The following is an 18,951-nucleotide window of genomic DNA, read 5'->3' on the forward strand; positions in this document are numbered from 1 at the left end:
ATCCAGCCGCTGATGGCCGACTTCAAGAAGCGCATGAACGACGACATGACGCAGAACTCGATCTACCACACCTTCGCGCTGCTGGATGCGGCCTTCGTCAAGACCAGATCCACCGATCCGGTGAAGGTGGCCGCCGCGCTGGAGGGCATGACCATCAAGAGCTTCAACGGCGAGGTCGAGATGCGCAAGGCGGACCACCAGCTGCAGCAGGGCCTGTACATCACCCGCTGGGAGAAGGCCGGCGGCAAGTATCCCTACGACGCGGAGAACACCGGCTACACCTTCGCACCCGTGAAGTACTACGAGCCCTACGTCGCCAGCACCCCCACCAGCTGCCAGATGAAGCGGCCCTGAGGCCCGTGCACCAGGGCCGTGCTACCGCAGGGTAGAAGGCAGCTTCGGCGCCTGTCGCACGGGTGATAGAAAAGGCAGTCTCCAGAGGGGAATCGCGGGGCTTTCCCCTAGCGAGCGGGCGCTGAAGCACTGTACGCTCGTGCAAGTTCCAGCACCGGAACACCACTCAGGAGACATGCCTTGAAGACCATTTTCAAATTCACCGCCGCGGCCTGCGTCCTGGCCTTCGGCAGCAGCGCTTTTGCCCAGCAGGGCGAGACCGTCAAGATCGCCTGGCTCGATCCGCTGTCGGGCCTGATGGCGGCGGTGGGCACGAACCAGCTCAAGACCTTCCAGTTCCTGGCCGAGGAGTTCAACAAGAAGAACGCGGCCGGCGTGAAGTTCGAGATCATCGGCATCGACAACAAGCTGAGCCCGCAGGAGACCACCAGCGCGCTGCGCTCGGCGATGGACCAGGGCGCCCGCTACGTGGTGCAGGGCAACGGGTCCGGTCCGGCACTCGCGATCATCGACGCGCTGGAAAAGCACAACGCGCGCAACCCCGGCAAGGAGGTGCTGTTCCTCAACTACGCCGCGGTGGACCCGGACCTGACCAACAGCAAGTGCAGCTACTGGCACTTCCGCTTCGACGCCGACACCTCGATGAAGATGGAGGCGCTGACCACCTACATGAAGGACCAGCCGGAGATCAAGAAGGTCTACCTGATCAACCAGAACTATTCGCACGGCCAGCAGGTCGCGAAGTACGCGAAGGAAAACCTGCAGCGCAAGCGCCCCGACATCCAGGTGGTCGGCGAAGACCTGCACCCGCTCGCGCAGGTGCGCGATTTCGCGCCCTACATCGCGAAGATCAAGCAGTCGGGCGCCGACTCGGTCATCACCGGCAACTGGGGTTCCGACCTGGCGCTCTTGATCAAGTCGGCCAACGACGCGGGCCTGAACGTCAAGTTCTACACCTACTACGCGGTGACGACCGGGACGCCCACCGCGATGGGCGCGGCCTCGGACGGCAAGGTGTATGCGGTCGGCTACGGCCACTACAACATGGGCGGCGAGATCGGCCGGCTGGCCGATGCCTACAAGGCGAAGTTCAACGACGACCTGTACACCACCGACATCTATACCGTCTATGCGGCGCTGGTCGAGGCCTTCGTGCGCAGCAAGTCGACCGATCCGGTCAAGGTGGCGTCGACGATGGAAGGCATGAAGTTCAAGAGCTTCAACGGCGACGTGGAGCTGCGCAAGACCGACCATCAGCTGCAGCAGGGCCTGTTCATCTCCAAGTGGGAGAAAGCGGGCGGCAAGTATCCGTACAGCCCGGAGAACACCGGCTACACGCTGGCACCGGTGAAGTACTACGAGTCGTATGTGTCGAGCACGCCGACCTCGTGCCAGATGAAGCGGCCGGGCTGACCGCTCGCCCCCAGGCTGCGCGCACGGTGTGCGCTCCGCCAACCCCCTGCCGGGGGCGACACCCGAGGGCCGGCGGAGCCGGACCCTCGGTGTCCCTGGATGATGCACGGTCGCTTCCGGGCCCGGAGGGGCTCTTTCTTACGCTGGACTCTCCTGCATGACCCTGGAATTCTTCGTCATCTCCCTGCTGAATGGGGTGAGCTATGGCCTGCTGCTCTTCATGCTGAGCTCGGGCCTGACGCTCATCTTCAGCATGATGGGCGTGCTCAATTTCGCGCACACCAGCTTCTACATGCTGGGGGCGTACTTCGCGTACAGCATCTCGCAGGTGGTGGGCTACTGGCCGGCGCTGATCGTCGCGCCGCTGGTGGTCGGGCTGCTCGGCGCCGCGTTCGAGCGCTACAGCCTGCGCCGGGTGCACAAGTTCGGCCATGTGCCGGAGCTGTTGGTCACTTTCGGCCTGTCGTATTTGATCCTGGAGCTGGTGCAGCTGGTGTGGGGCCGCTCCACGGTGCCCTACGCACTGCCGCCGCAGTTGCAGGGGCCGCTCTTCACGCTCTACGGCACGCAGTTCCCCAAGTCGCGCAGCTTCGTGATGCTGGTGGCGCTGGTGATGCTGGCGTCGGTCTGGCTGGTGCTGACCCGGACCCGCGTCGGGCTGGTGATCCAGGCCGCGCTGAAGCACCCGGAGATGACCGAAGCCCTCGGCCACAACGTGCCGCGCGTCTTCATGATGGTGTTCGGCGGCGGTGCCGCACTGGCCGGGCTGGCCGGGGTGGTCGGCGGCAACACCTACGTGACCGAGCCGGCGATGGCCGCGTCGGTCGGCTCGATCATCTTCGTGGTGGTGGTGGTGGGCGGCATGGGCTCGCTGGCGGGCGCGTTCCTCGCCTCGCTGCTGATCGGGCTGCTGCAGACCTTCGCGGTGGCGCTCGACTGGTCGCTGGCCGGCGCGCTGCGGTCGGCCGGCATGGCGGTCGGCGAGCAGACCTTCGGCTGGCCGCTGCTGCGGCTCACCGTGTCGCAGGTGGCGCCGATCCTGCCGTACCTGCTGCTGGTGCTGATGCTGATCTTCCGGCCGCGCGGCCTGCTCGGAACGCGGGAGGACTGACGCGATGGCTGCCGTTCCCGTCTCCGCGTCGGCGTCGACGCACTACCGTTTCCGTCCGCTGAACATCGGCCGCATCGTCGTCTGGACAGGCTTCGCGCTGGCGCTGATCGTGGCGCCGATGCTGTTCCGCAGCAGCCTCGCGCTCACGATGCTGTCGCAGATCGGCTACGTGATCATCATCTGCCTGTCGTACAACGTGCTGCTCGGGCAGGGCGGCATGCTGAGCTTCGGCCATGCGGTGTATACCGGTTTGGGCGCCTTCGCCGCAGTCCATGCCATGAACCTGGCCGCAGGACCTGGAGGCCCGCCGGTCCCGCTCGTGCTGGTGCCGCTGGTGGGCGGCCTGGGCGGGCTCGCGATCGCGGCACTCCTCGGCTTCGTCACCACCCGCAAGGCAGGCACCACCTTCGCGATGATCACCCTCGGCGTGGGCGAGCTGGTGGCGTCGATGGCGCTGATGTTCCCCGAAGTCTTCGGCGGGGAGGGCGGCATCAGCACCAACCGGGTGTACGGCGCCAAATTCCTCGGCTTCGATTTCGGCTCGCAGCTGCAGGTGTACTACCTGATCGCGGTGTACTGCTTCGTCTGCACCGCCCTGATGTTCGCCTTCACCGGCACGCCCCTCGGCCGCATGCTGAATGCGGTGCGCGACAACCCGGAGCGGGTCGAGTTCATCGGCTTCAGCACACGGCGCATCCGCTACCTAGCCTTCATGATCGCCGGCTTCTTTGCCGGCATCGGCGGCGGCCTGGCGGCGATCAATTTCGAGATCGTCACCGCGGCCGACAGCGTGAGCGTGGTGCGCTCCGGCGGCTACCTGCTGTTCACCTTCCTCGGCGGCGCCACCTTCTTCTTCGGGCCGATCATCGGTGCGGTGCTGCTGGTGCTGGCCTCGGTGCTGCTGTCGGAATTGACCAAGGCCTGGCTGCTGTACCTGGGCCTCATCTTCCTGCTGATGGTGATGTACGCCCCCGGCGGCATCGCCAGCCTGATCATGACGAATCTGCGGGTGGCGCGCCACGGCCTGCTGCGCCGGCTGCTGCCGCACTATGCCGCGATGGCCGGGGCCGCCCTGGTGCTGACGGCCGGTGCCGCGATGGCCATCGAAATGCTCTACCACCTGCAGCTCAATGCGGCGCTCGGCTCGCAGCTCTCCTTCGCCGGTCTCACGCTCGATGCCCACGGCGTCGGCAGCTGGGTGGCGGCGGCCGTGCTGTTCGTCGTCGGTGCCGTGCTGCTGGAATGGCGGCGGCGGCGCTTCCTCGCGCAGTGGAACGCGGTGCAGGAATCCATCGAAGCCACGATCCGCAAGGAGGGTTCGGCATGACGGCCGCCCTGCATCCTGCTGCCGGCCGCGCGCCGGCCATCGAACTGCGTCAGCTGCGCAAATCCTTCGGCCGTACCGAGATCATCCGTGGCGCGGAGCTGCAGGTGGCCGCCGGCGAACGCGTCGCGGTGATCGGTCCGAACGGCGCCGGCAAGTCCACGCTGTTCAACCTGATCAGCGGCCGCCTCGCGCCCACCAGCGGCGAGGTGCTGCTGCACGGCCAGCGCATCGACGGACGCACGCCGTACGAGATCAACCGCATGGGCCTGGCCCGCAGCTTCCAGATCACCAACATCTTCCCGAAGCTGAGCGTGTTCGAGAACCTGCGCTGCGGGGTGCTGTGGAGCCTGGGCTACCGCTACACCTTCCTGCGCTTCCTGTCGGGCCTGCACGATGCGAACGACCGCACCGACGCACTGCTGCAGCGCATCGGCCTGGCGGCCAAGCGCGACGTGCTGGCCGCCAACCTGACCTATGCCGAGCAGCGCGCATTGGAGATCGGGGTGACGATCGCCGGCGGGGCCGACGTGATCCTGCTCGACGAGCCCACCGCCGGCATGAGCCGCAGCGAGACCCGGCATTTCATCGACCTGATCCGGCAGGTGACCGAGGGCAAGACCCTGCTGACCGTGGAGCACGACATGGGCGTGGTGTTCGGCCTGGCCGACAAGATCGCGGTGGTCGTCTACGGCGAGGTGATCGCCTTCGACACGCCCGAGGCGGTGCGCGCGAATCCGCGGGTGCAGGAGGCGTACCTGGGCACGCCCGCCGCGCAAGCCGCGCACGGAGGGCACTGAGATGCTGTCGTTGCGCAACCTGCATGCCTACTACGGCAAGAGCCATGTGCTCCACGGCGTCAGCTTCGACGTGCGGCCCGGCGAGATCGTCGCGCTGCTCGGCCGCAACGGCTCGGGCCGTTCCACGACCGCCAAGGCGATCATGGGGCTGGTGCACTGGGAAGGCGAGATGCAGTGGAAGGACCGCAGCCTCTCTGGCTGCAAGGCCTACGAGATCGCCCACCGCGGCATCGGCTACGTGCCCGAGAACCGCGATATCTTCCCGAACCTCACCGTGCACCAGAACCTGCTGCTGGGCCAGAAGGGCAAGGGTCGCGACAGCCGCTGGGGCTTCGACGACATGTACACGATGTTCCCGCGGCTGAAGGAGCGCCAGCACACCGAGGCCGGCGTGATGTCCGGCGGCGAGCAGCAGATGCTGACCCTCTGCCGCACGCTGATGGGCGACCCCGACCTGATCATCATTGACGAGCCGACCGAGGGCCTCGCGCCCAAGATCGTCGAACTGGTCGGCCAGTACCTTAAGACGCTGAAGGACCGGGGCGTCTCGGTGCTGCTGATCGAGCAGAAGCTGACCATCGCGATGGAGATCTCCGACCGGGCGCTGGTGATGGGCCACGGCACCATCGTCTTCGACGGCACGCCTGCCGGCCTGCGTGCCGATGCCGGCGTGCGCAAGGAGTGGCTGGAAGTCTGACCGGCCGGCCACGGCACGGCGCCGCTGTGGCGCCTGTCGCCGGCACGACCCGCCCGGGGTCCTCCCGTATTGCGTCGCAGCATCGGACTCCTAGAATCGTCCGGCAAAACGCACGATCGTTCTATTCGTACCACCAGAGGACATCCGCATGACGGCTGAGTACCAAGTCCACGGCGACATCGCCGTGATCACGCTGAACAATCCCCCCGTCAACGGCCTCGGCCTGGCGACCCGCCAGGGCATCACCGATGCGCTGGCGAAGGCGCAGGCCGACGCGGCCGTGAAGGCCATCGTGCTGACCGGCGCCGGCAAGGCGTTCTCGGGCGGCGCCGACATCAAGGAATTCGGTTCGCCCAAGGCGCTGCAGGAGCCCAACCTGCTGAGCGTGATTCGTGCCGTCGAACTCTCCACCAAGCCGGTCGTCGCCGCGATGCACTCGGTCGTGATGGGCGGCGGTCTGGAACTGGCGCTCGGCGCGCACTACCGGATCGTGGCGCCGGGTACCAGCGTCGCGCTGCCGGAAGTCAAGCTGGGACTGGTGCCGGGTGCCGGCGGCACCCAGCGGCTGCCGCGGGTCCTCGGCGTGGAGACCGCGCTGAACATGATCGTCTCCGGCGAGCCGGTGAAGAGCGAACTGCTGGCGCAGCAGCCCGGCCAGAAGCTGTTCGACAAGGTCGCCGCATCGGCCGCATCGCTCGCCGAGGAAGCGCTCGCTTTCGCCCGCGAGGTCGGCGCCCGCCATGCCGACGGATCGCCGCTGCCACTGGTGCGCGACCTGCCGTGCAAGCATCCGCTCGGCGATGCGTACTTCCAGTTCGCCCGCAACATGGTCAAGGGCATGGCCAAGAATTTCCCCGCGCCGCTCAAGTGCGTGGATACGGTGGAGGCAGCCACCAAGAAGAAATTTGAGGACGGCCTCGCCTTCGAGCGCGAGACCTTCATCAACCTGATGTGGACGCCCGAATGCCGGGCGCTTCGGCACATCTTCGTGTCGGAGCGTGCAGCCTCGAAGATCCCGGACGTGCCCGAGGACACCGCCAAGCGCGAGATCCGTACGGTCGGCGTGGTCGGCGCCGGCACGATGGGCGGCGGCATCGCGATGAACTTCCTGAACGCGGGCATCCCGGTCACGATCCTGGAAACGAAGCAGGAAGCGCTGGACCGCGGCATCGCCACCATCCGCAAGAACTACGAGGCGCAGGTCAAGAAGGGCAAGCTCAAGCAGGAGAAGTACGACGAGCGGATGGCGCTGCTCTCCACTACGCTGGACTACGCCGCCCTGAAGGATGCCGACCTGATCATCGAGGCCGTGTTCGAGGAACTCGGCGTGAAGGAGACGGTGTTCCAGCAGCTCGACGCGGTGGCGAAGCCCGGTGCGATCCTGGCCTCCAACACCTCGACGCTCGACGTGGACAAGATCGCCGCCTTCACCCGGCGTCCGCAGGACGTGGTGGGCATGCATTTCTTCAGCCCGGCCAACGTGATGAAGCTGCTGGAAGTCGTGCGCGGCAAAGAGACCGCCAAGGACGTGCTGGCGACGGTCATGGCCATCGCGAAGAAGATCAAAAAGACCGCCGTGGTCTCGGGCGTGTGCGACGGCTTCATCGGCAACCGCATGATCGAGCAGTACAGCCGGCAGGCCGGTTTTCTGCTGGAGGAGGGCTGCACGCCGCAGCAGGTGGACAAGGCCATCGAGAAGTTCGGCTTCGCGATGGGGCCGTTCCGGATGGGCGACCTGGCAGGCAACGACATCGGCTGGGCGATCCGCAAGCGGCGCTACGTGGAAAAGCCGCAGATGAAGTACAGCAAGACCGCCGACCTGCTCTGCGAGATGGGCCGCTTCGGCCAGAAGACCGGCGCCGGCTGGTACGACTACCAGCCGGGCAAGCGCGACGCGATCCCGTCGGCCGCCGTCAACGAGATGGTCGAGCAACACCGGCAGGCGCTCGGCATCACGCCGCGCAAGATCGGCGACGAGGAGATCGTGCAGCGGCTCGTCTATTCGCTGGTGAACGAGGGCGCCCGCATCCTGGAGGACGGCATCGCGTCCAAGGCGAGCGACATCGACATGGTCTACCTGACCGGCTACGGCTTCCCGGCCTGGCGCGGCGGCCCGATGCATTACGCCGACCAGGTCGGCCTGTTCAACGTGGTGCAGAGCATGCAGCGCTTCGCGCGCAATCCGCGGGACGACGCCGACTTCTGGCAGCCCGCGCCGCTGCTGGCGCGCCTGGCGGCCGAAGGCAAGACGTTCAACTGATCACCGCAGGATTCCCATGACCCAGGCTCTCATCGTCTCCACCGCCCGCACGCCGCTCGCCAAGAGCTGGAAGGGCGCTTTCAACATGACCCATGGCGCCACCCTCGGCGGCCATGCGGTGCGCCATGCCATCGCCCGCGCCGGCATCGACGGCGCGCACGTCGAGGACGTCCTGATGGGCTGCGCGTCGCCGGAAGGTGCCACCGGCTCCAACATCGGCCGCCAGATCGCCCTGTCGGCCGGCCTGCCGGTGACCGTGTCGGGCGTCACGGTCAACCGTTTCTGCTCCTCGGGGCTGCAGACGATCGCGATGGCCGCGCAGCGCATCGTGGCGGGCGAGGGCGACGTCTATGTCGCCGGCGGCGTGGAAAGCATTTCCTGCGTGCAGCAGGAGGTCAACACCCACATGCTGCGCGACCCGAACCTGATGAAGCAGAAGCCCGAGATCTACTGGAGCATGCTCGAGACCGCCGAGCAGGTCGCCAAGCGCTACGGTATCGGCCGCGATGCGATGGACGAATACGGCGCGGCCAGCCAGCAGCGCGCCTGTGCCGCCCAGGCCGCGGGACTGTTCGACGACGAGATCGCACCGATCACCGTGACCGCCGGCGTCGCCGACAAAGTCATGGGCCTGCGCACCCGCGAGGTCACGGTGAGCCGCGACGAGGGCACCCGCGAAGGCACGACCAAGGAAGGTATCGCCGGCATCCGCTCGGCCCTGCCGGGTGGCCTGATTTCGGCGGGCAATGCCAGCCAGTTTTCCGACGGCGCCGGCGCCTGCGTGATGGTGCACGAGGACTACGCCCAGAAGCACGGCCTGAAACCGCTCGGCCGTTTTCTCGGCTTCGCCGTCGCCGGCTGCGAACCCGACGAGATGGGCATCGGCCCGGTCTTCGCGGTACCCAAGGTGCTGGACCGGCTCGGCCTCAAGGTGTCGGACATCGACCTGTGGGAGCTGAACGAAGCCTTCGCGGTGCAGGTGCTCTACTGCCGCGACAAGCTCGGCATCCCCGCCGATCGGCTGAACGTGAACGGCGGTGCGATCGCGCTCGGCCACCCGTACGGGGTGTCGGGCCAGCGGCTCACCGGCCATGCGCTGATCGAGGGCAAGCGCCGCGGCGCGAAGCGGGTGGCGGTGACGATGTGCGTCGGCGGCGGCATGGGCGCAGCGGGCATCTTCGAGGTGCTGTGACCGCCGGCGCCGCCGGGCGGCAGGCGGGGCGGGACGGGGCGGGACAATCGCCGGTTCTGCACCGCACCGGAGAACGGCCCTGGACTACCTGATCACGATGGCGCACGGCGCCGCCTGCTACCGGCAGGAGGCGATCCACCTGCTGCTCACCTGGCGCGCCCGGCGCACCACCGGCGCGTCCGGCGTGCACGGGGCGGTGGCACTGGTCGTCACCGACGTTCCGGATGAATTCCGCGCGATCCTGGGCGACGGCGACGGCGACGACGTGCGCTACCTGCCGGTCGATGCCGCGCAGCTCACCGCCTGGCGCGGCGGGCCGCAGGGCTACATCCACCGGATCAAGCCGCTGGCGATCCTGCATGCGGTGGCGAGCGTCCAGGGCTGCACCGACGATGCCTTCCTCTTCGTCGATTCCGACACCAGCTTCCTCGCCGACCCGGCACCGCTGTTCGCCGCGGTGCATGCCGGCGACGTGTTCCTGCACGAGCGGGAAGGCACCATCGCCGGCAACCGGCGGCACACCCGCTCGCAGGGCCGGCTGCATGCAATGAGCCGCCACCGGTCGTTCACGATCGGCGGCCGCCCGCAGCGGCTCGCGCCCGACCTGCCGCTGTGGAATTCCGGTGCGATCGGGCTGCGCGGCGACCGCTTCGGCCTGATCGCCGAAACGCTCGAACTGACCGATGCGATCCATGCCGTGCTGCCGATCGCGACCGCAGAGCAGGTGGCGCTGGCGGCTGTACTGGCCGAGCACCGCATCGTGCCGCGGCCGGCAGCGCCTTGGCTGCTGCACTACCACGTGTTCAAGGAATTCCGCGACGACCTGGCGGCATTCTTCGCCCACTACCGCGGCACGCCGCCCGACGGCTGGATCGCGCTGCTGCCGCAGGTCGATCCGCAGCGGCGCATCGCGCCCAAGCTCGCCTTCAACCGCCAGCCCAAGTGGTGGCGCCAACTGCGCAAGGCCGTCGGCCGGCCGTGGCGGCCGCTGCCGTATCCCTGGCTCACCTGACCCTGTCCGAAAGCGCCCGATGGCCGACCTGCGTTCCACCCTCGATTTCCTGCTCTACGACTGGCTCCAGGTCGACCGCCTGCCGGAACGCCCCCGCTTTGCCGAGCATTCGCGCGAGACCTTCGACGCGGTGCTCGACACCTGCGAACGCATCGCCCGCGAGAAGTACGCGCCGTTCAACCGGCTGGTCGACACCGAGGAACCGCGGGTCGAGAACGACCGCGTGGTGCAGCCCCGCGCCACCCACGAGGCGCGGCGCGCCTATGCCGACAGTGGCATGCTCGCCGCCGCGCAGGACTACGAGGACGGCGGCATGCAGCTGCCCTACACCGTGGAGGCGTCGGCCAATGCCTTCTTCGCGATGGCCTCGATCAGCATCGGCTCCAACCTGCTGACCACCGGCAACGCGAACCTGCTGAAGGTCCACGGCACCCCGCGCCAGCAGGCGGTGTTCGCTGCGCGCGAATTCGCCGGCGACTGGGCGGGCACGATGGCGCTGTCGGAGCCGCAGGCCGGCTCCAGCCTGTCGGACATTGCGACCCGCGCGGTGCCGGACGGCGAGGGCAGCGGTGCCGATCCGCTCGGCCCGCGCTACCGGCTGACCGGCAACAAGATGTGGATCTCCTCGGGCGACCACGAGCTGACCGAGAACATCGTGCACCTGGTGCTCGCGAAGATTCCCGGCCCCGACGGCCGGCCGGTGCCGGGCACGCGCGGCATTTCCCTCTTTATCGTGCCCAAGCACTTGGTCGATGCCGACGGCCGGCTGACCGGTGTGCGCAACGATGTGGCGCTCGCGGGCCTGAACCACAAGCTCGGCTGGCGCGGCACGACCAACACGCTGCTCAATTTCGGAGAGGGCCGCTATCCGGTGGAGGGCCGGCCCGGCGCCGTGGGGTACCTCGTCGGGCAGCCCGGCAAGGGCCTGCACTGCATGTTCCACATGATGAACGAGGCGCGCATCGCCATCGGCATGGCGGCGACGATGCTCGGCATGGCGGGCTACCACGCGTCGCTCGCCTACGCCCGCGACCGGCCCCAGGGCCGACCGGTCGGCCCGGCCGGCAAGGACCCGGCGCAGCCGCCGGTGCGGATCGTCGAGCACGCGGATGTGAAGCGCATGCTGCTCGCGCAGAAGGCCTACTGCGAGGGCGCGCTGGCGCTGGAGCTGTACTGCGCGCGGCTGGTGGACGAGCAGGACACCGGCGACGCGGCGGCGGCCGACGAGGCCCGCCTGCTGCTGGAAGTGCTGACGCCTATCGCCAAGAGCTGGCCGAGCGAGTTCTGCCTGGAGGCCAATTCGCTCGCGATCCAGGTGCACGGCGGCTACGGCTACACCCGAGACTTCCCGGTCGAGCAGTACTGGCGCGACAACCGGCTCAACATGATCCACGAGGGCACCCACGGCATCCAGGCGCTCGACCTGCTCGGCCGCAAGGTGACGATGGAAGGCGGCCGCGGCCTGATGCTGCTGGCCGGCCGGATCAACGCGACCATCGAGCGGGCGATCCAGCAGCCGGCGCTCGCCGCGCATGCGAATGCGCTGGGCGCCGCGCTGCAGCAGGTGGGCGCCGCCACCAAGGCCGCCTGGGCGACCGACACGCCGGCGGAGGCGCTGGCAAACGCGGTGCCCTACATGCAGGCCTTCGGCCACACGGTGCTCGCCTGGATCTGGCTGGAGTTGGCGCTGGCCTCGCCGGGCGACGCGCCGGCGGCGGTCGGCCGGCGCACCGCGGCGCGCTACTTCTATCATTACGAGCTGCCCCGCATCGGCGCCTGGCTGCAGGTGGTGCGCGACCGCGACATGACCTGCGCCGGTATGCCCGAGGAGGCGTTCTGACACCCCTGCCGCCGCCCCCCTTTCCATGACCGCACCCAAACCGCACAAGCGCCTCGAGAACTTGATCTGGATCCTGATCTACGGCGGCCTGCTGTCGATCCTGGCCGGCGCCGTCACCGCCCGTGCCGGGGCGATCGTGTCGCATCCGCTGGTGGTGATCGGCGTGGTCGCCGCCATCGCCGGGGTGGTGCTGATCTTCGTGCGCGCCCGCCTCGACCAGGACTGACCCGGCGCTATCGCAGGAGGGACAGCGGCACGGTGGCGGCACGGCCAGAATGGCCCGCATTCCGATCCCACCGCAGCAGCAGGAGACACGTCCCATGGTCCGCACCGTCCAGCAACTCTTCGACCTCACCGGCAAGACCGCGCTCGTCACCGGCGGCTCGCGCGGCCTGGGCCTGCAGCTGGCGCAGGCGCTCGGCGAGGCGGGCGCACGCATCATGCTCAGCTCCCGCAAGGCGGACGACCTGGAGCAGGCGGTCGCGCAGCTGCAGGACCGCGGCATCGACGCCCGCTGGATCGCCGCCGACTGCGCCTCCGAGGCCGACGTGATCCGCCTCGCGACCGACACGCTCGAGCGCATGGGACCGGTCGACATCCTGGTCAACAACGCCGGCGCCGCCTGGGGCGCACCGGCCGAGGACCATCCGGTCGCCGCCTGGGACAAGGTGATGAACCTCAACGTGCGCGGCTATTTCCTGCTGAGCCAGCAGATCGCCAAGCGCTGCATGATCGGCCGGCGCAGCGGCAGCATCGTCAACGTGGCATCCATCGCCGGCCTGAACGGCAACCGGCCCGGCATGCAGACCATCGCCTACAACACGTCGAAGGGTGCGGTCATCAACTTCACCCGGGCGCTGGCGACGGAATGGGGTCCGTACGGCATCCGCGTCAACGCGATCTGCCCCGGCTTCTTCCCGAGCCGCATGACCGCCGGCACGCTGCAGGCGCTGGGCGCCGAGACGCTTGCATCGCATGCGCCGCTCGGCCGGCTGGGCGACGACGAAGACCTGAAGGGCCTGTGCGTGCTGTACGCGTCGGACGCCGGCAAGCACATCACCGGCCAGTGGCTGGCGGTGGACGGCGGCGTCAGCGTGGTGACCGGCGGCTGACCGGGCGCGGTCGGCCCGTACCGCGCGCAACCGCCGTTGCACGCCGGTTGCAGTCGGGCCGCGCAGCGCCGGCAGAATCGACAGCCGTTTTCGTTTCCTTTTCCTCGCTCCCCTTTTTCCGCATGCCGACCCCTACCGAAGCAGACAACATCGCCCTCTGGAACAGCATCCGCATCCCGTTCGCCACGCACCTCGGCTTCGAGCTGACCGGCATGGTCGACGGCACGTCGGAGATCCGCTACACCGCCAAGCCCGAGCACCTCAACACCTTCGACGTGACCCACGGCGGCGCGTCGATGGCGCTGCTCGATGTGACGATGGCCGCGGCGGCCCGCAGCGTCGCGCCGCAGATGGGCGCGGTGACGATCGAGATGAAGTCCACCTTCATGCGCCCGGCGCGCGGCCCGCTGGTTGCACGCGGCCGGCTGCTGAACCGCACGCTGACCATGGCCTTCGTCGAGGCGTCGGTGTTCGATTCCGACGGCAACCAGTGCACCCACGCCACCGGCACATTCAAGTACGTGGCGCGCCGCACCGATGCGCCGGCCACCGCCGCGCCGTCGTCGGACTGACGGTCGTGTACGGCCATTTGCGATCCAGATCGGCCTTTTGCGCCCGCGCAGCCAGCGTCAGCAGCTACTGATTCGATAGCAGTCCATCCCTCCAGGAGAACCCCATGCCCCGCAACCAGCAGATCGTGCTCGACAACCGCCCGGACGGCGAAGCCACCACCGGCAACTTCCGGCTCGTGACGTCCGACACGCCCGCCCTGCAGGACGGCCAGGTGCTGGTGCGCCACCACTACCTGAGCCTGGACCCGTACATGCGCGGCCGCATGAACGACAGCAAGAGCTACGCGGCGTCGCAGCCGCTCGGCGAGGTGATGATCGGCGGCACCGTCGGCGAAGTGGTCGAGAGCCGCAACCCGCGCTTCGCCGTCGGCGACCCGGTCGTCGGCATGGGCGGCTGGCAGGAGTACAGCGTGGTCGATGCGGGCCAGCCGGGCGCACTGCGCAAGGTGGATACCACCCACGTCCCGCTGTCGTACTACCTGGGCGCGGTCGGCATGCCGGGCGTCACCGCCTGGTACGGCCTGGTGAAGATCATCGCGCCGAAGGCCGGCGAGACGGTCGTGGTCAGCGCCGCCACCGGGGCCGTCGGCAGCGCCTATTCCGCGCTCGCCAAGGCCCGCGGCTGCCGGGTGGTCGGCATCGCCGGCGGACCGGAGAAGTGCGCCTATGCGACCGGGCAGCTGGGCTTCGACGCCTGCATTGACCACCGGGAGCACGGCGACCTGAAGGCGATGTCGAAGGCGCTGAAGGAAGCCTGCCCGGACGGCATCGACGGCCATTTCGAGAACGTCGGCGGCTACATCCTCGATGCGGTACTGCTGCGCGCCAACGCCTTCGCCCGGGTGGCCGTCTGCGGCATGATCGCCGGCTACGACGGACAGCCGCTGCCACTGCAGAACCCCGCGCTGATCCTGGTCAACCGCATGAAGGTCGAGGGCTTCATCGTCAGCGAGCACATGGAGATCTGGCCGGAAGCGCTGGCCGAACTCGGCGGGCTGGTGGCGGCCGGCAAGCTGCAGCCGCGCGAGACCGTCGCCCAAGGCTTGGCGTCCGCGCCGGAAGCCTTTCTCGGCCTGCTGAAGGGCCGCAACTTCGGCAAGCAGCTGGTCAAGCTGGTCTGACGACCGCCGTCGCGCCTCCGGGAGTCGCCGCCATGCACGAACCGATCCTCCACCACTACCCGACGTCGCCGTTCTCCGTAAAGGTCCGGCTGGTGCTGGGCGCCAAGCAGATCGCCTGGCATTCGGTGCTGATCCCGAGCATCGCGCCGAAGCCGGAGCTGACCGCGCTCACCGGCGGCTACCGCCGGGCACCGGTGCTGCAGATCGGCGCCGATATCTACTGCGACACCGCGCTGATCTGCGACGTGCTGGAGCACCTCCAGCCGTCGCCGACGCTCTACCCCGAGCCGGAAAAGGGCCTGGGCCGCACGCTCGCGCAGTGGGCCGACACCACGCTGTTCTGGACCGCGATGGCCTGGAACCTGCAGCCGCAAGGCGCCGCGCAGCTGTTCGCGGGCCTGCCGCCGCAGGCCGCGCAGGCTTTCGCCAACGACCGCAAGGCGATGGCCGTGGGCGGCATGACCCGGCTGCGGCCGGCCGATGCCGCGGCGGCCTACAAGTCGTACCTGCGGCGCCTGTCCGACATGCTCGACGACCGGCCGTTCCTGCTTGGCGACCTGCCGTGCATCGCCGACTTCGCGGCCTACCACCCGCTCTGGTTCACCCGCACCCGCGTTCCTTCGGTGGCGCACATCCTCGACCTGACGCCCGCGGTGCTGGACTGGATGGACCGCATCGCCACCATCGGCCACGGCACGTCGGGCCGGATGGAGGCCGAGGAGGCGATCGCCGTCGCCCGCGCCGCCGAGCCGCTGCCGGTGGCGGGCGACGATGCCTTCCAGGACGACCACGGCATTCCGCTCGGCAGCCGTGTCACGGTGGCGGCCGAGAGCTTCGGTCCCGAGACGACCGAGGGCGAACTGCTGGCCGCGACTCGTATGCACTTCACCCTGCGGCGCGAAGATCCGCGCGCCGGCACGGTCCACGTGCATTTCCCGCGGATCGGCTACGTGCTGCGCGCAGCCTGACCGCGCCTGCAGGTCGGCGCGCCCGTGCGCTCCCGGCACGGTCCAGAACGACAACAAGGAGACATCTATGATCGACGACTTCGCCGGCAAGACCGCCGTGCTGACCGGCGCCGGGTCCGGCTTCGGGCTGGAGTGCGCCCGGATCGGTGCGGCCCGCGGGATGCGGCTGGTGCTGGTGGACGTGCAGCAGGATGCCCTCGACCGCGCGCGTTCGGAAATGGAGGCCGCCGGTGCCGAGGTGCTCGCCCGCCGGGTCGACGTGTCCGATGCCGCGCAGATGGAGGCGCTGGCCGCCGAGCTGCAGCAGCGTTTCGGCGCGCCGCACTTCGTCTTCAACAACGCGGGGGTCGGTGCCGGCGGGCTGGTCTGGGAAAACAGCGTGCGCGACTGGGAGTGGGTGCTCGGCGTGAACCTGTGGGGCGTGATCCACGGCGTACGCCTCTTCACGCCGATGATGCTGGCGGCCGCCGCGGCCGATCCGGCCTGGCGCGGCCACATCGTCAACACCGCCAGCATGGCCGGCCTGCTGGCGCCGCCCAACATGGGCATCTACAACGTCAGCAAGCATGCGGTGGTGAGCCTGACCGAGACGCTCTACCAGGACCTGCGCCTCGTCACCGACCAGATCGGCGCCAGCCTGCTGTGCCCGTATTTCGTGCCGACCGGCATCAGCCAGAGCCACCGCAACCGGCCCGCCGCCGACGCCGGCGCCGCGCCGACCCGCAGCCAGCAGGTCGGGCAGGCGATGAGCGACAAGGCGGTCGGCAGCGGCCGCGTCACCGCGGCGGAAGTCGCCGCGCAGGTGTTCGACGCGGCAGCGACCGACCGTTTCTACATCTACAGCCACCCGCAGGCGCTCGGCACGGTGCAGACGCGGATGGAGGACATCGTGCAGGGCCGCAATCCCAGCGACCCGTTCGCGGCGAAGCCGGCGCTCGGCGAGCAACTGCGCGCGGCGCTGCGGGCGCCCGCGGCGTGACGGGTAGGGCGCACGGCCGACGGTCCACGCGGTCAGGCTTCGAGCCGCCGACATATCGGCGCGCGCTTTCGACCCGCTGAAAATCCGAGAGAAATAGGCACTTTGCGCAGTTGGGGACTGCGCATGCAGCTATAAAAAAGATAGCTTCACCGACCCGACCGTCCGACCGTCTGACCGTCCGACCGTCCGACCGTCCGGCAGTCAGCAGTCAGCAGTCAGCTCGCCAGCCGACCGACGGCTCAGGACTCGGCCACGCCCGCCGCAGGCAGATGCAGCCGTGCATACAGCCCGTCGCGCGCCAGCAGTTCGGCGTGCGTGCCCTGTTCGGCGATCCGGCCCTGCTGCATCACCACCACCCGGTCCGCATGCTCGATGGTCGAGAGCCGGTGTGCGATCACCAGGGTCGTCCGCCCCTGCATCACCCGCTGCAGCGCCTGCTGGACCAGCCGTTCGGAGCCGGTGTCGAGGGCCGAGGTCGCCTCGTCCAGGATCAGGATCGGCGCATCCTTGTAGAGCGCCCGTGCGATGGCCAGCCGCTGCCGCTGCCCGCCCGAGAGTTCCGCCGCGTTGTGGCCGACCGGCGTGTCCATGCCGAGCGGCAGGCCGCGCACGTGCTCGGCCAGGTTGGCGTCTTCCAGACAGCGCTGCAGCCGTTCCCGGTCGATCGGCTGGCCCATCGCCACATTGGCCGCGACCGTGTCGTTGAACATCACCACGTCCTGGCTCACCATCGCGAACTGCGACCGCAGCACCGGCAGCTGCCAGTCGGCCACGTCGTGCCCGTCGAGCAGCACCTGGCCGGAGGAGGGCAACACGAAGCGCGGCAGCAGGTTGACCAGCGTCGTCTTGCCCGAACCCGACGGCCCGACGAACGCGACCACCTCGCCCGGCCGGACCGACAGGTCGATGCCGTCGAGCGCCGGCGCGCCATCGTCGCGGTAGCGGACGGTCGCGCCGCGCCATTCGATCGCGCCGCGCATGCCCGGCCGGCCGTCCACCGCAGGCGGAGTCCACTGGCCGCCGGACTCGGCGCCGACCTCGCCGAGCAGCGTCAGGCCGCGCTCCAGCGCCGCCACGCCGCGGGTCACCGGGCTGGCGATCTCGGCCAGCCGGCGGATCGGCGCGATCAGCATCAGCATCGCCGTAATGAAGGCGACGAAGCCGCCGACCGTCACGCCCCGGGCGTCGATGCCGGCACGGTCCTGCCAGAGCGCGATCACGATCACCGCCGACAGCGCCGCCGCCGCGAGCAGCTGGGTCAGCGGCGTCATCGAGGCGGACGCGATGGTCGACTTGATCGCCAGTTGCCGCAGGTTGCGGCTCAGCTGCTGGAAACGCGCGGCCTGCGTGTCCTGGGCGCCGTGCAGCCGCACCATCCGGTGCGCGAGCACGTTCTCCTCCACCACGTAGGCGAGGTCGTCCGTCGCCTGCTGGCTCGACTTGGTCACCCGGTACAGCCGGCGCGACAGCGTCTTCATGATCCAGGCCACGCCCGGGATCAGCACGCCGACGATCAGCGTCAGCCGCCAGTTCAGGTAGAGCAGGTAGCCGAGCAGCGCGATCAGCGTGAAGCCGTCGCGCGACAGGCCGAGCAGCGCCTGCACCAGCAGGGTGGAGCCGGTCTGCACCTCGTAGACCACCGTGTTCGACAGCGCGCTGGCCGATTGGCGGGAGAAGAGGCCCATCTCGGCCGACAGCAGCCGGGCGAACAGCGCGCGGCGCAGCGTCACCATGCCCTCGTTCGCGATCCGGGCCAGCGCGTACTGCGAGACGAACTGCGCGAGCCCCCGCAGCGCGAAGAGGCCCATGATCCCGGCGGGCACCATCCAGAGCTGCAGCTCGCCCTGCACGAAACCCTTGTCGAGCAGCGGCTGCATGAAGGCGGGGATCAGCGGCTCGGTGATCGCGGCGACGACGGTGGCCAGCACCGCGAGGGCCCAGGCGGCCTTCTGGCCGCTGAAGTAGGCGGCGAGCCGGCGCAGGCGCTGCACCATCGAGAGAGAAGAGGGCGCGGAGGCATCGGGGCGGCTCATGGGAGCGGCGATTCTACGGGTGGGGTCCGGCGCCTGCAGCGGCGCGCCCCGGTCGGCGCCCCACACCTTTTGTGACAGCGCCTTCCCACCAGTGTGTAACATTCCGGCTTTGCCATCGTCGGGTCGCCCGGCCGCCTGGCGTCCGCTACGGCCCGCATCCGCC

Annotated in this window: 17 protein-coding genes; 16 read left to right on the top strand and 1 reads right to left on the bottom strand. The window is 69.0% G+C overall.

Translation table 11 applies throughout. From position 1 onward, the window contains the following. The 16 genes from QZ500_RS00240 to QZ500_RS00315 form a co-directional block, all read left to right on the top strand. Nucleotides 1-354: ABC transporter substrate-binding protein (locus QZ500_RS00240; protein ID WP_295849457.1), on the top strand; the 354-nt coding region annotated here is incomplete at its 5' end. 189 nt (nt 355-543) lie between these two features. Then, nucleotides 544-1,767 (top strand): branched-chain amino acid ABC transporter substrate-binding protein, encoded by a 1,224-nt coding sequence (locus QZ500_RS00245; RefSeq protein ID WP_295849487.1) that lies wholly within the window; start codon nt 544-546, stop codon nt 1,765-1,767. A 157-nt stretch (nt 1,768-1,924) separates the two neighbouring features. Next, on the top strand, nt 1,925-2,878 hold the full coding sequence (locus tag QZ500_RS00250) for a branched-chain amino acid ABC transporter permease (protein ID WP_295849459.1): 954 nt from the start codon (nt 1,925-1,927) through the stop codon (nt 2,876-2,878). 4 nt (nt 2,879-2,882) lie between these two features. Further along, nucleotides 2,883-4,205 (top strand): branched-chain amino acid ABC transporter permease, encoded by a 1,323-nt coding sequence (locus tag QZ500_RS00255; RefSeq protein WP_295849460.1) that lies wholly within the window; start codon nt 2,883-2,885, stop codon nt 4,203-4,205. After that, nucleotides 4,202-5,002 carry an ABC transporter ATP-binding protein gene (locus tag QZ500_RS00260; protein WP_295849461.1) on the top strand — a complete coding sequence of 267 codons (801 nt, stop codon included), beginning with the start codon at nt 4,202-4,204 and terminating at the stop codon, nt 5,000-5,002. Before QZ500_RS00255 ends, QZ500_RS00260 begins: the two co-directional genes overlap by 4 nt. A gap of 1 nt (nt 5,003) precedes the next feature. Further along, entirely contained in the window at nt 5,004-5,699 is a 696-nt protein-coding gene (locus tag QZ500_RS00265; protein ID WP_295849463.1) for an ABC transporter ATP-binding protein, read from the top strand. Nucleotides 5,700-5,847: 148 nt separating this feature from the next. After that, on the top strand, nt 5,848-7,959 hold the full coding sequence (locus tag QZ500_RS00270) for a 3-hydroxyacyl-CoA dehydrogenase NAD-binding domain-containing protein (protein WP_295849464.1): 2,112 nt from the start codon (nt 5,848-5,850) through the stop codon (nt 7,957-7,959). A 16-nt stretch (nt 7,960-7,975) separates the two neighbouring features. Beyond that, nucleotides 7,976-9,151: an acetyl-CoA C-acyltransferase gene (locus tag QZ500_RS00275; RefSeq protein WP_295849466.1), complete on the top strand. Its 1,176-nt coding sequence runs from the start codon at nt 7,976-7,978 to the stop codon at nt 9,149-9,151. A gap of 97 nt (nt 9,152-9,248) precedes the next feature. Next, nucleotides 9,249-10,163 carry a hypothetical protein gene (locus QZ500_RS00280; protein WP_295849470.1) on the top strand — a complete coding sequence of 305 codons (915 nt, stop codon included), beginning with the start codon at nt 9,249-9,251 and terminating at the stop codon, nt 10,161-10,163. Nucleotides 10,164-10,182: 19 nt separating this feature from the next. Beyond that, the gene (locus QZ500_RS00285) at nt 10,183-12,003 is read left to right on the top strand and encodes an acyl-CoA dehydrogenase (protein WP_295849472.1); all 1,821 of its coding nucleotides are present in this window, start codon (nt 10,183-10,185) and stop codon (nt 12,001-12,003) included. A gap of 25 nt (nt 12,004-12,028) precedes the next feature. Then, nucleotides 12,029-12,229 (top strand): hypothetical protein, encoded by a 201-nt coding sequence (locus tag QZ500_RS00290; protein WP_295849474.1) that lies wholly within the window; start codon nt 12,029-12,031, stop codon nt 12,227-12,229. Nucleotides 12,230-12,323: 94 nt separating this feature from the next. After that, nucleotides 12,324-13,115 carry an SDR family oxidoreductase gene (locus tag QZ500_RS00295; protein ID WP_295849476.1) on the top strand — a complete coding sequence of 264 codons (792 nt, stop codon included), beginning with the start codon at nt 12,324-12,326 and terminating at the stop codon, nt 13,113-13,115. A 122-nt stretch (nt 13,116-13,237) separates the two neighbouring features. Continuing rightward, on the top strand, nt 13,238-13,687 hold the full coding sequence (locus QZ500_RS00300; RefSeq protein WP_295849478.1) for a PaaI family thioesterase: 450 nt from the start codon (nt 13,238-13,240) through the stop codon (nt 13,685-13,687). Between the two features lie 104 nt (nt 13,688-13,791). Then, a complete protein-coding gene (locus tag QZ500_RS00305) occupies nt 13,792-14,808 on the top strand; it encodes an NADP-dependent oxidoreductase (RefSeq protein ID WP_295849480.1) in 1,017 nt (338 codons plus the stop codon). 32 nt (nt 14,809-14,840) lie between these two features. Then, the gene (locus QZ500_RS00310) at nt 14,841-15,776 is read left to right on the top strand and encodes a glutathione S-transferase family protein (RefSeq protein ID WP_295849482.1); all 936 of its coding nucleotides are present in this window, start codon (nt 14,841-14,843) and stop codon (nt 15,774-15,776) included. Between the two features lie 67 nt (nt 15,777-15,843). Further along, nucleotides 15,844-16,755, top strand: a complete 912-nt coding sequence (locus tag QZ500_RS00315; RefSeq protein WP_295849483.1) for an SDR family oxidoreductase — start codon at nt 15,844-15,846, stop codon at nt 16,753-16,755. Nucleotides 16,756-16,994: 239 nt separating this feature from the next. Here QZ500_RS00315 and msbA read toward each other — a convergent pair whose 3' ends face one another. After that, complete coding sequence (gene msbA / locus QZ500_RS00320) at nt 16,995-18,788, bottom strand: lipid A export permease/ATP-binding protein MsbA (RefSeq protein WP_295849485.1); 1,794 nt, start codon at nt 18,786-18,788, stop codon at nt 16,995-16,997. Between the last annotated feature and the right edge of the window lie 163 nt (nt 18,789-18,951).

This window comes from uncultured Xylophilus sp., from assembly GCA_913776965.1.
Taxonomy (GTDB): Bacteria; Pseudomonadota; Gammaproteobacteria; order Burkholderiales; family Burkholderiaceae_C; genus Xylophilus.